At 63.1% G+C, this 12,415-nt stretch carries 7 protein-coding genes; 3 read left to right on the top strand and 4 right to left on the bottom strand.

The genetic code is table 11. From position 1 onward, the window contains the following. Nucleotides 1-16: 16 nt before the first annotated feature. The 3 genes from lhgO to ACIQUS_RS09960 all read right to left on the bottom strand — a co-directional run bounded on the left by lhgO (nt 17) and on the right by ACIQUS_RS09960 (nt 2,465). Nucleotides 17-1,210: an L-2-hydroxyglutarate oxidase gene (lhgO, locus tag ACIQUS_RS09970; protein ID WP_403046192.1), complete on the bottom strand. Its 1,194-nt coding sequence runs from the start codon at nt 1,208-1,210 to the stop codon at nt 17-19. A gap of 115 nt (nt 1,211-1,325) precedes the next feature. Then, nucleotides 1,326-2,036, bottom strand: a complete 711-nt coding sequence (locus ACIQUS_RS09965; protein ID WP_403046787.1) for a FadR/GntR family transcriptional regulator — start codon at nt 2,034-2,036, stop codon at nt 1,326-1,328. A 75-nt stretch (nt 2,037-2,111) separates the two neighbouring features. Beyond that, nucleotides 2,112-2,465 carry a hypothetical protein gene (locus ACIQUS_RS09960; protein ID WP_403046189.1) on the bottom strand — a complete coding sequence of 118 codons (354 nt, stop codon included), beginning with the start codon at nt 2,463-2,465 and terminating at the stop codon, nt 2,112-2,114. Nucleotides 2,466-2,815: 350 nt separating this feature from the next. Between ACIQUS_RS09960 and ACIQUS_RS09955 the strand changes: the two genes are divergently transcribed. Next, on the top strand, nt 2,816-7,681 hold the full coding sequence (locus ACIQUS_RS09955; RefSeq protein ID WP_403046187.1) for an NAD-glutamate dehydrogenase: 4,866 nt from the start codon (nt 2,816-2,818) through the stop codon (nt 7,679-7,681). A gap of 236 nt (nt 7,682-7,917) precedes the next feature. On the opposite strand, the gene ACIQUS_RS09950 is transcribed toward ACIQUS_RS09955, so the two are convergent. Beyond that, entirely contained in the window at nt 7,918-8,736 is an 819-nt protein-coding gene (locus tag ACIQUS_RS09950) for a pyruvate, water dikinase regulatory protein (protein WP_403046184.1), read from the bottom strand. 178 nt (nt 8,737-8,914) lie between these two features. Here ACIQUS_RS09950 and ppsA point away from each other — a divergent pair, with 178 nt between their 5' ends. Both ppsA and ACIQUS_RS09940 read left to right on the top strand, forming a co-directional pair. Continuing rightward, nucleotides 8,915-11,290: a phosphoenolpyruvate synthase gene (ppsA, locus tag ACIQUS_RS09945; RefSeq protein WP_403046182.1), complete on the top strand. Its 2,376-nt coding sequence runs from the start codon at nt 8,915-8,917 to the stop codon at nt 11,288-11,290. A gap of 108 nt (nt 11,291-11,398) precedes the next feature. After that, entirely contained in the window at nt 11,399-12,397 is a 999-nt protein-coding gene (locus ACIQUS_RS09940) for an alpha/beta fold hydrolase (protein ID WP_403046180.1), read from the top strand. Nucleotides 12,398-12,415 lie beyond the last annotated feature (18 nt).

Here is a 12,415-nt window from a genome sequence, read left to right as displayed (position 1 = left end):
TGGGGTGCAGCAGGGGTCAGCGGGTCTTGAGGATCCTGTCGGCGATCATCTGGCCGATCGGAATGGCCGAGGTGGCGGCCGGCGACGGTGCGTTGCAGACGTGAACCATGCGCGGCGTCTCGGCGAACAGGAAGTCGTGCACCAGGGTGCCGTCGCGCATCACCGCCTGGGCGCGAATACCGGCCTCGTAGGGCAGCAGGTCCTCGACGTTCAGCGACGGGCAGTACTTGCGGCACTGCTCCAGGTAGCCGCGCTTGAACAGCGAGTTCTTCATCTCGGTGGTGCCGGAACCGAGGTTGTTCCAGAGGGTTTTCCAGAAGCCGGGGAAACGTGCGTACTCGGCGACATCCCGCCAGTTGATCGAGAACTTCCTGTAGTTCTCCCGGCCCAGGCCCAGCACGGCGTTCGGCCCGACGGTGACGCTGCCGTCGATCATGCGGGTCAGGTGCACGCCGAGGAACGGCAGCTCCGGGTCGGGGATCGGGTAGATCAGGTGGTTGACGATGTCGTTCTTGCTTGCCGGCAAGCGGAAGTACTCGCCGCGAAACGGAATGATCTGATGGTCGATCTTCACCCCGGCCAGGGCCGCCAGGCGATCGGACTGCAGGCCGGCGCAGGCCACCAGCTGGCGGGCGCTCCAGACCTTGTCGTCGCTGCTGATGGTGACCTTGTCGCCGCTCTCGACGATGGCGCGCACCGTGGTCGACAGCTGCACTTCGCCGCCGGCGCGCTGGATGACCCGGGCCATCGCCTCGCAGACCTGCTTGTAGTCGACGATGCCGGTGGCATCGAGAAACAGCCCGCCCAGGCCGACGATGTTCGGCTCGCGACGTTGCAGTTCCCGGGCGTCGAGTTGCTCGACCTTCAGGCCGTTCTGCTGCGAACGCTCGTACAGGGCGTGCATGCGTTGGACTTCCAGCGGGGTGGAAGCCACCAGCAACTTGCCACAGACATCGAATTTGATCTTGTGCTCGCTGCAGAAGTCCTTGGTGGCCTGGGCGCCACGCTTGCACAGGTCGGCCTTGAGGCTGCCGGGGGCATAGTAGATGCCGGCGTGGATCACGCCACTGTTATGACCGGTCTGGTGCCTGGCCAGGCTGCCTTCCTTTTCCAGGATCAGCAGCGAGGCACCCGGCTGGCGTTCCAGTAGCGCCATGGCGGTGGCGAGGCCGACGATGCCGCCGCCGATGATGCAGTAGTCGTAGATCATGCAGGTGTCACCTTGGCTTATTCTTGTCAGAGAGTCTGCTTATCAGGTTGTCAGACTAAGTAGGTCGAACAAAAGGCGCTGACCATCAGCGCCCGCTATGTAGGGTGGTTCAGGGTCAATCGATGCTTGGCAGGTCCAGTTTCAGGCGCTTGGCCGAGGCGCGCAGGTGGGCTTCGGCGCAGGCGGCAGCGGCGTGGCGATCGCCCTCGGCGATGGCCTGGTACAGGGCCTGGTGCTCGCGGTTGGCATCGGCCGAGCCGCCCACCGAGTGCGCCGCCGAGTTCTCCCAGGCGGCCTTGCGTGCCGCGGCCAGTTGCCCGCGGAGGAAGTCGTGGAAGGCTACGAAGTAATCGTTCTTGCTGGCTTCGGCGATGGCGCGGTGGAATTCGACGTCGGCGGCGGCCGCAGCGGCGAAGTCACTGCGTTTGTCGAGCATGTCCTGCAGGGCCTTGCCCATGCGTGCCAGGTCTGCGGCATCGCGGCGCTGGGCGGCAACGGAGGCGGCCTGGGTCTCGATCCACAGGCGCACTTCGAACATTTGCACCAGGTCGGGGCTGCGACCCTGGCTGGACGGAAAGCGGAACACCGTGCCGGTGGGGGTTTGCGAAATGTACGAACCCAAGCCACGGCGGGCGATCAGTACCCCATCGGCCTTGAGCTGGGCCACCGCCTCGCGTACCACCGAACGGCTGACGTTCAGCTGTTCGGCCAGTTGCTGTTCGGTGGGCAGACGCGATTCGGCCGCCAGGCGCCCGGAATCGATCTCTGCACGGATGGCGCCGACAACGCGTTCGACCAGCGTATCGGGGCGCTGAAGCTCAAGCATGGGGTATTGCTCATTGATCAGGTTGTCAGACAATGCCTTTTCCGGCGGTTCCTTGTCAAGGAACCGCCGGCACGATCACAGTTCGCTGACGTAGGTGCCAGTGCCTTTGAGAATGTTCTGCAGGGTTTCTTCGACTTCGGCCAGGTCAGTGCCATCGCTGCTCAGGATGATTTCCAGGTGGTCGTCGCCGCCAAGGGCGTCGGCATCCAGCGGTGCAACCTCGATCAGCAACCTTGCCTTGCCCAGGGTGACCTTCAAGCCTTCGACGGGGGCGTAATGGTCGTCGAGGGTGATGTCCACGCGGTCTTCGTCCGGATAGCGGGTCATGATGAACATCCGGCCCTTGTCGCTGTGGCAGCACAGCGTGGCCATGTTGTCTTCTTCATCATCGCAGGGGGTGGCGAAGAGCAGGGCGGTTTTCAGTTGCATGGAAAGCTCGATCAATAAGTTGAAACAGGATTCTGCCAGTCTTGGACCTGTGGATAAACCTGCGCCTTCACCTCAATGACCGAATATGTCGCAGCCTCGCAAGCAGGGGCGGGCAGGCACTCGTTAAGCTGCGCTGTCGATGGTCACCCGTAAAGACACAGCCCGCTCTGGCGCAGTCGTTTTTGCAGATGCCCATCCGCAGGATTGGTGAATGTGACTCATGAGTCGCGTTTTGCGCCCGTTCTTATGGTTTTACCGTCTTCCTGCTACGGGTTGGCTATCGTTGATCCGTACATGGCGGACGTGCGCGACGCTTCACTCAATAACAAAGCCCAAGCGGAGTACCACAGATGGCGTTTTTCACCGCAGCCAGCAAAGCCGACTTCCAGCATCAACTGCAAGCGGCCCTGGCGCAGCACATCAGCGAACAGTCACTGCCACAAGTGGCGATGTTCGCCGAACAGTTCTTCGGCATCATCTCTCTGGACGAACTCACCCAGCGCCGCCTGTCGGACCTGGCCGGTTGCACCCTCTCTGCCTGGCGCATCATCGAGCGCTTCGACCCTGCCCAGCCGCAGGTCCATGTCTACAACCCCGATTACGAGCGTCATGGCTGGCAGTCGACTCACACCGCTGTCGAAGTCCTGCACCATGACCTGCCGTTCCTGGTCGACTCGGTCCGTACCGAGCTGAACCGCCGTGGCTACAGCATCCACACCTTGCAGACCACCGTGCTCAGCGTGCGCCGTGGTGACAAGGGCGAACTGCTGGAAATCCTGCCCAAGGGCACCCAGGGCGAAGGCGTGCAACAAGAGTCGCTGATGTACCTGGAGATCGACCGCTGTGCCAACACCGCCGAACTCAACCTGCTGACCCGCGAACTGGAGCAGGTGCTGGCCGAGGTGCGTGTCGCCGTCGCCGACTTCGAACCGATGAAAGCCAAGCTGCGCCAGATCGTCGAACTGGTCGAGCAGACCCCTTACGCCGCTGTCCAGGGCGAAAAGGCCGAGGTCAAGGGCTTCCTGGAGTGGCTGGTGGGCAACCACTTCACCTTCCTGGGCTATGAGGAATTCGTCGTCCATGGCGATGCCCAGGGTGGCCAGTTGGTCTATGACGAGCAGTCTTTCCTCGGCCTGACCCGCCTGCTGCGCACCGGCCTGACCTCCGACGAGCTGCGCATCGAAGACTACGCCGTCAGCTACCTGCACGAGCCGCTGCTGCTGTCGTTCGCCAAGGCCGCGCACCCGAGCCGCGTGCACCGTCCGGCCTATCCGGACTACGTGTCGATCCGCCAGCTGGACGCCGACGGCAAGGTCATCAAGGAATGCCGTTTCATGGGCTTGTACACCTCTTCGGTGTATGGCGAGAGCGTGCGTTCGATCCCGTACATCCGCGACAAGGTGGCCGAAGTCGAGCGCCGCTCGCATTTCGATCCCAAGGCGCACCTGGGCAAGGAACTGGCGCAGGTCCTGGAAGTGCTGCCGCGCGACGACCTGTTCCAGACCCCGGTCGACGAGCTGTTCAGCACCGTGATGTCGATCGTGCAGATCCAGGAGCGCAACAAGATCCGCGTCTTCCTGCGCAAGGATCCGTACGGCCGCTTCTGCTACTGCCTGGCCTATGTGCCGCGTGACATCTACTCCACCGAAGTGCGGCAGAAAATCCAGCAGGTGCTGATGGAGCGCCTGAAGGCCAGCGACTGCGAGTTCTGGACCTTCTTCTCCGAGTCGGTACTGGCGCGCGTGCAACTGATCCTGCGCGTCGATCCGAAGAACCGCATCGACATCGATCCGCAGCAGCTGGAGAACGAAGTGATCCAGGCCTGCCGTTCGTGGCAGGACGACTACTCGGCGCTGGTGGTGGAGAACTTCGGCGAAGCCCAGGGCACCAATATCCTGGCCGACTTCCCGAAAGGCTTCCCGGCCGGTTACCGCGAGCGCTTCGCCGCCCACTCGGCGGTGGTCGACATGCAGCACCTGCTGACCCTGTCCGAGCGCAAGCCGCTGGTCATGAGCTTCTACCAGCCGCTGACCCAGGTCGGTAAACAGCAACTGCACTGCAAGCTGTACCACGCCGATACGCCACTGGCGCTGTCGGACGTCCTGCCGATCCTGGAAAACCTCGGCCTGCGCGTGCTCGGCGAGTTCCCGTATCGCCTGCGTCATGCCAACGGTCGTGAGTTCTGGATCCATGACTTCGCCTTCACTGCCGCCGAAGGCTTGAACCTGGATATCCAGCAGCTCAACGACACCCTGCAGGATGCCTTCGTTCACATCGTCAAGGGCGATGCGGAAAACGACGCCTTCAACCGGCTGGTGCTGACCGCCGGCCTGCCGTGGCGCGACGTGGCGCTGCTGCGTGCCTACGCCCGTTACCTCAAGCAGATCCGCCTGGGCTTCGACCTGGGGTACATCGCCAGCACCCTGAACAACCACACCGACATCGCCCGCGAGCTGACCCGGTTGTTCAAGACCCGCTTCTACCTGGCGCGCAAGCTCACCGTTGAAGACCTGGGTGACAAGCAGCAACGCCTGGAGCAGGCGATCCTCACGGCCCTGGACGAGGTCCAGGTGCTCAACGAAGACCGCATCCTGCGTCGCTACCTGGACCTGATCAAGGCCACCCTGCGCACCAACTACTACCAGACCGACGCCCAGGGCCAGAACAAGTCGTACTTCAGCTTCAAGTTCAATCCCAAGCTGATCCCCGAACTGCCCAAGCCGGTACCGAAGTTCGAGATCTTCGTTTACTCGCCGCGGGTCGAAGGCGTGCACCTGCGTTTCGGCAACGTGGCCCGTGGTGGCCTGCGCTGGTCGGACCGCGAGGAAGACTTCCGCACCGAGGTGCTGGGCCTGGTCAAAGCCCAGCAGGTGAAGAACTCGGTGATCGTGCCGGTCGGTGCCAAGGGCGGCTTCCTGCCGCGTCGCCTGCCGCTGGGCGGCAGCCGTGACGAGATCCAGGCCGAAGGCATCGCCTGCTACCGGATCTTCATTTCCGGCCTGCTGGACATCACCGACAACCTCAAGGACGGCGCCCTGGTGCCGCCGGCCAACGTCGTGCGTCATGACGATGACGACCCCTACCTGGTGGTGGCGGCCGACAAGGGCACCGCGACCTTCTCCGACATCGCCAACGGCATTGCCATCGACTACGGCTTCTGGCTGGGCGATGCGTTCGCCTCCGGTGGTTCGGCCGGTTACGACCACAAGAAGATGGGCATCACTGCCCGTGGCGCCTGGGTTGGCGTGCAGCGTCATTTCCGTGAGCGCGGCATCAACGTCCAGGAAGACCCGATCACCGTGGTCGGTGTCGGCGACATGGCCGGCGACGTGTTCGGCAACGGCTTGTTGATGTCCGACAAGCTGCAACTGGTGGCTGCGTTCAACCACCTGCACATCTTCATCGATCCGAACCCGGAGCCTGCCAGCAGCTTTGCCGAGCGCAAGCGCCTGTTCGACCTGCCGCGTTCGGCCTGGAGCGACTACGACACCAGCATCATGTCCGAAGGTGGCGGGATCTTCCCGCGCAGCGCGAAAAGCATCGCGATCACCCCGCAGATGAAAGAGCGCTTCGCCATCGAAGCCGACAAGCTGACCCCGACCGAGCTGCTCAACGCGCTGCTCAAGGCGCCGGTGGACTTGCTCTGGAACGGCGGTATCGGCACCTACGTCAAGTCCAGTGAAGAAAGCCATGCCGATGTCGGCGACAAGGCCAACGACGCCCTGCGGGTCGATGGCAATGAGCTGCGCTGCAAGGTGGTGGGCGAGGGCGGCAACCTGGGCATGACCCAGCTCGGCCGGGTCGAGTTCGGCCTCAATGGCGGCGCCACCAACACCGACTTCATCGACAACGCCGGTGGCGTGGACTGCTCCGACCACGAGGTCAACATCAAGATCCTGCTCAACGAAGTGGTGCAGGCTGGCGACATGACCGAGAAGCAGCGCAACCAGCTGCTGGGCAGCATGACCGACGAAGTGGCCGGCCTGGTGCTGGGCAACAACTACAAGCAGACCCAGGCGTTGTCCCTGGCTGCGCGTCGCGCCAAGGAACGCATCGCTGAGTACAAGCGGCTGATGGCTGACCTGGAAGTTCGTGGCAAGCTGGACCGGGCCATCGAGTTCCTGCCCACCGAAGAGCAACTGGCCGAGCGCCTGGCTGCTGGCCAGGGCCTGACCCGTGCCGAGCTGTCGGTACTGATCTCCTACAGCAAGATCGACTTGAAGGAGCAGCTGCTCAAGTCGCTGGTGCCGGACGACGACTATCTGACCCGCGACATGGATACCGCCTTCCCGCCGTCGCTGGTGAGCAAGTTCACCGAGGCCATGCGTCGCCATCGCCTCAAGCGCGAAATCGTCAGTACCCAGATCGCCAACGACCTGGTCAACAACATGGGCATCACCTTCGTCCAGCGCCTGAAGGAGTCCACCGGCATGAGCCCGGCGAACGTCGCCGGGGCCTACGTGATCGTGCGCGACATCTTCCACCTGCCGCACTGGTTCCGTCAGATCGAGGCGTTGGACTACCAGGTGCCGGCTGAAATCCAGCTGACCCTGATGGACGAGTTGATGCGCCTGGGCCGTCGGGCGACCCGCTGGTTCCTACGCAGCCGTCGCAACGAGCAGGATGCCGGGCGTGACGTGGCGCACTTCGGGCCGAAGATCGCGCAACTGGGGCTGAAACTCGATGAACTGCTGGAAGGGCCTACCCGCGAGCGCTGGATGACCCGCTACCAGGGCTTCGTCGAGGCCGGCGTACCGGAACTGCTGGCGCGCATGGTGGCGGGTACCACACACCTGTACACCCTGTTGCCGATCATCGAGGCGTCCGACGTCACCGGCCAGGACCCGGCCGAAGTGGCCAAGGCCTTCTTCGCCGTCGGCAGTGCCCTGGACCTGACCTGGTACTTGCAGGAAATCAGTAACCTGAGCGTGGAAAACAACTGGCAGGCCTTGGCCCGCGAGTCGTTCCGCGACGACATCGACCTGCAACAGCGGGCGATCACCATCTCCGTGCTGCAGATGGCCGATGCCCCTGAGGACATGGATGCGCGGGTGGCCCTGTGGCTGGAACAGCACCGGGTCATGGTCGAGCGCTGGCGTGCCATGCTCGACGAACTGCGGGCCGCGACCGGCACCGATTACGCCATGTACGCGGTGGCCAACCGCGAGCTGGTGGATCTGGCCCTGAGCGGGCAGGCGGCGGTGGTGCCGTCCTGAGTCCGAGCTGAATGAAAAAGCCCCGGTGTGAGCCGGGGCTTTTTTTTGGTTCTTTGTCCGTTGAATGGGGTGCAGGCTTTGTAGCCGCTGCCGCCAGGCTGCGATCGGCCGTGTAACGGCCGTAAACCTGGCCTGCTCGGTGTATCAGGACTGCCGAGGTGCCTGGGTTGCGACTGCTTTGCAGCCGATCGCAGCCTGGCGGCAGCGGCTACAGGGTTGGCGCAGGCGCAAGGGGGTTACTTGAAGCGTCGCTCCACGCCTTTTTCCACCAGGATCTTCGCCGAAATCTCTTCCACCGAGAAATGCGTGGAGTTGATGTGCGGGATGTTCTCCCGGCGGAACAGGTTCTCCACTTCGCGCACCTCGAATTCGCACTGGGCGAAGCTGGCGTAGCGGCTGTTGGGCTTGCGCTCGTGGCGAATGGCGGTCAGACGGTCCGGGTCGATGGTCAGGCCGAACAGCTTGTGCTGGTGGTTCTTCAGGGCCTTGGGCAGTTGCAGGCGCTCCATGTCGTCTTCGGTCAGCGGGTAGTTGGCCGCACGGATACCGAATTGCATGGCCATGTACAGGCAGGTCGGGGTCTTGCCGCAGCGTGACACGCCCACCAGGATCAGGTCGGCCTTGTCGTAGTAGTGGGTGCGGGCGCCATCGTCGTTGTCCAGGGCGAAGTTGACCGCTTCGATGCGCTCCATGTAGTTGGAGTTGCCGCCGATGGAGTGGGATTTACCCACCGAATAGGACGAATGGGCCGTCAGTTCCTGCTCCAGCGGGGCCAGGAAGGTCGAAAAGATGTCGATCATGAAGCCGTTGGAGGTGGCCAGCACCTCGCGGATGTCCTGATTGACGATGGTGTCGAAGATGATCGGGCGCATGCCATCGCGTTCGGCGGCGGCATTGATCTGTTGTACCATGGCCCGCGCCTTGTCCAGGCTGTCGATGTACGGACGGGTGAATTTATTGAACGGAATGCTATCGAATTGGGCCAGAAGACTCTGTCCCAGCGTCTCGGCCGTGATGCCTGTGCCGTCGGAGATAAAGAAAGCAGTTCGTTTCATTTGCGCCTTGGGCCTTAAGCTGGTGAGAATTCTTGGATATGATAGGTTCGGTTTACCGAACATCGTGTTCGGCATTCTCACTTATTTTCCAGGTCCAGGCCACAAGCGCCCGGCCCAGTCTCAGAGCAGGCAGGCGGGCGACCTGAGCTTTTCCAACACAGTTAGTGGAGAGATCACCTTGGTAGAGTACGTAGTTTCCCTCGATAAGCTCGGCGTCCATGATGTGGAGCATGTGGGGGGCAAGAACGCATCCCTGGGCGAGATGATCAGTAACCTCGCGGGTGCCGGTGTATCGGTTCCCGGCGGCTTTGCCACTACGGCTCAGGCGTACCGTGATTTTCTCGAGCAGAGTGGCCTGAACGCGCAGATCCATGACGCGCTGGACGCCCTGGATGTCGATGATGTCAACGCCCTGGCCCGTACCGGTGCACAGATCCGTCAATGGATCATGGAAGCCGAGTTCCCCGAGCGTCTGAACAACGAAATCCGCACCGCCTTCGAGCACATGTCCCAGGGCAACCCGAACATGGCCGTCGCCGTGCGCTCCTCGGCCACCGCCGAAGACCTGCCGGACGCTTCGTTCGCCGGCCAGCAGGAAACCTTCCTGAACATTCGTGGTGTCGACAACGTCATCCGCGCCGCCAAGGAAGTGTTCGCCTCCCTGTTCAACGACCGCGCCATTTCCTACCGCGTGCACCAGGGCTTCGACCACAAGCTGGTCGCCCTGTCGGCAGGCGTGCAGCGCATGGTGCGCTCGGAAACCGGCACCGCCGGCGTGATGTTCACCCTCGACACCGAGTCGGGCTTCCGTGACGTGGTGTTCATTACCGGCGCCTACGGCCTGGGTGAAACCGTCGTGCAAGGTGCGGTCAACCCCGACGAATTCTACGTCCACAAGGGCACCCTGCAAGCCGGTCGTCCGGCCATCCTGCGCCGTAACCTGGGCAGCAAGGCGATCAAGATGGTCTATGGCGAAGAAGCCAAGGCCGGTCGTTCGGTCAAGACCGTCGATGTCGACAAGGCCGACCGCACCCGTTTCTGCCTGAGCGACGCCGAAGTCAGCGAACTGGCCAAGCAGGCGATGATCATCGAGAAGCACTACAAGTGCCCGATGGACATCGAATGGGCCAAGGACGGTGACGACGGCAAGCTGTACATCGTCCAGGCCCGTCCTGAGACCGTGAAGAGCCGCGCCCAGGCCAACGTCATGGAACGTTACCTGCTCAAGGAAACCGGCACCGTGCTGGTCGAAGGTCGTGCCATTGGCCAGCGCATTGGCGCCGGCAAGGTGCGGATCATCAAGGACGTCTCGGAAATGGACAAGGTCCAGGCCGGTGACGTACTGGTCTCCGACATGACCGACCCGGACTGGGAGCCGGTGATGAAGCGCGCCAGCGCCATCGTCACCAACCGCGGTGGCCGTACCTGCCACGCGGCCATCATCGCCCGTGAACTGGGTATTCCGGCGGTCGTTGGTTGCGGCAACGCCACCCAGCTGCTCAAGGATGGCCAGGGCGTGACCGTTTCCTGCGCCGAAGGCGACACCGGCTTCATCTTCGAAGGTGAGCTGGGCTTCGATGTGCGCAAGAACTCCGTCGACGCCATGCCGGAGCTGCCGTTCAAGATCATGATGAACGTCGGCAACCCGGACCGCGCGTTCGATTTCGCCCAGCTGCCCAACGCCGGTGTCGGCCTGGCGCGCCTGGAGTTCATCATCAACCGCATGATCGGCGTGCACCCCAAGGCGCTGCTCAACTACGCCGGCCTGCCGGCCGAGCTCAAGGAGAGCGTCGACAAGCGCGTCGCCGGTTACGACGATCCGGTCGGCTTCTACGTCGAGAAACTGGTCGAGGGCATCAGCACCCTGGCTGCTGCGTTCTGGCCCAAGAAGGTCATCGTGCGTCTGTCGGACTTCAAGTCCAACGAGTACGCCAACCTGATCGGCGGCAAGCTCTACGAGCCGGAAGAAGAGAACCCGATGCTGGGCTTCCGTGGCGCCTCGCGCTACATCAGCGAATCCTTCCGTGACTGCTTCGAGCTCGAGTGCCGCGCCCTCAAGCGCGTGCGCGACGAGATGGGCCTGACCAACGTCGAGATCATGGTGCCGTTCGTGCGCACCCTGGGCGAAGCCAGCCAGGTCGTCGACCTGCTTGCCGAGAACGGCCTGGGCCGTGGCGTCAACGGCCTGCGTGTGATCATGATGTGCGAACTGCCGTCCAACGCCATCCTGGCTGACGAGTTCCTCGAGTACTTCGACGGATTCTCCATCGGCTCCAACGACCTGACCCAGCTGACCCTGGGCCTGGACCGCGACTCGGGGATCATCGCTCACCTGTTCGACGAGCGTAACCCAGCGGTCAAGAAGCTGCTGGCCAACGCCATCCAGGCCTGTAACAAGGCTGGCAAGTACATCGGTATCTGCGGTCAGGGTCCATCGGACCACCCGGATCTGGCCAAGTGGCTGATGGAGCAGGGCATCGAAAGCGTCTCGCTGAACCCGGATTCGGTGCTCGAGACCTGGTTCTTCCTCGCCGAAGGCCAGGGCGCGATCTGATCCGCCGAACTGAAAACCCTGTTCGCCAAGCCTGGCGAGCAGGGTTTTCGTTGATATTCCGGGGCGTGTTCCAGCAATGGATCCCGCCCTTTTTTGTCCAAGAGCCCTATGCAAAGCAGCAGTAACCTTTTTCCCGTGGCCCTGCTCAGTGCCGAGCGCCGGGGCGATCTGTGCGAGGATGTCTACCGGATCAAGGCCGGTAACAGCCCGGATCGCACCGTCGAGCTGGCGATTACCCGCTTGGGGCTGGCCGACCAGTCCGACGTGCGTGGCACGCCGGTGATCCTGCTGCACGGCAGCTTTTCCAACCGACGCTTCTGGTATTCGCCCCGGGGTATTGGCCTTGGCGCCTACCTGGCACGTGCCGGCTTCGATGTCTGGATTGCGGAGATGCGTGGCCACGGCCTGTCGCCGCGCAACCAGGATTACCGTCAAAACCGGGTAGCCGACTATGCCCGTTACGACCTGCCGGTGATCGGCGCCTTTGTCCGTGAACAGAGCGGCCGTGCCGCGCACTGGCTAGGCCACTCCCTGGGTGGCACCACCCTGGCCGCCGCCCTCGGCGGGCAGTACCTGGACGATGAGCTGGTGGCCAGCGCCGCCTTCTTCGGCACCCAGGTCAGTCGCACCTATTGGCCCTTGAAGCTGCCCCCGGTGGAGTGGGGCGGGCGTCTGCTGCTCAAGCGCTTCGCGCAGATTTCCGGCGCGCGGCTCAAGCGCGGCCCGGAGGACGAGCCGATTGGCCTGGCCCTGGAAAGCATGCGCTGGTTCGGCCTGTTCGGTCGTTTCGGCGACAAGGACCGCGATTGGTGGGCCGGCCTTGCCGATGTAAATGTACCGGTACTGGCGGTGGCCGCCGCTGGCGATCACCAGGACCCGGTATGGGCCTGCCGCAAGCTGTTCGAGCAAGTGGGCAGCGAGCACAAGCAGTTCGTTCGCCTGGGGCGCGAAGAGGGCTTCGACAACTTCGGCCACGTCGATATGCTGGTCAGCAAGCCGGCCCAGGTCCAGGTCTGGCCGCTGGTTGAACAATGGCTGCACAATCCCATGCGTTCGCTACCTGCAGCCAGCACATTGCTGGATTCTTCTGTGCCCGGGTATGGCTAGCAACTGACCTTTTGTGGT

Source organism: Pseudomonas sp. NPDC090755, assembly GCF_044769005.1.
In the GTDB taxonomy this organism is placed as follows: domain Bacteria; phylum Pseudomonadota; class Gammaproteobacteria; order Pseudomonadales; family Pseudomonadaceae; genus Aquipseudomonas.
The sequence above is the reverse complement of the archived record's forward strand: the minus strand, read 5'-3'. Positions and strand labels throughout refer to the sequence as shown.

Excerpts from the sequence above, each read along its gene's own strand:
- lhgO (WP_403046192.1), bottom strand. The coding sequence starts at position 1,210 with ATGATCTACGACTACTGCATCATCGGCGGCGGCATCGTCGGCCTCGCC.
- ACIQUS_RS09965 (WP_403046787.1), bottom strand. The coding sequence starts at position 2,036 with ATGCTTGAGCTTCAGCGCCCCGATACGCTGGTCGAACGCGTTGTCGGC.
- ACIQUS_RS09955 (WP_403046187.1), top strand. The coding sequence starts at position 2,816 with ATGGCGTTTTTCACCGCAGCCAGCAAAGCCGACTTCCAGCATCAACTG.
- ACIQUS_RS09950 (WP_403046184.1), bottom strand. The coding sequence starts at position 8,736 with ATGAAACGAACTGCTTTCTTTATCTCCGACGGCACAGGCATCACGGCC.
- ACIQUS_RS09960 (WP_403046189.1), bottom strand. The coding sequence starts at position 2,465 with ATGCAACTGAAAACCGCCCTGCTCTTCGCCACCCCCTGCGATGATGAA.
- ACIQUS_RS09940 (WP_403046180.1), top strand. The coding sequence starts at position 11,399 with ATGCAAAGCAGCAGTAACCTTTTTCCCGTGGCCCTGCTCAGTGCCGAG.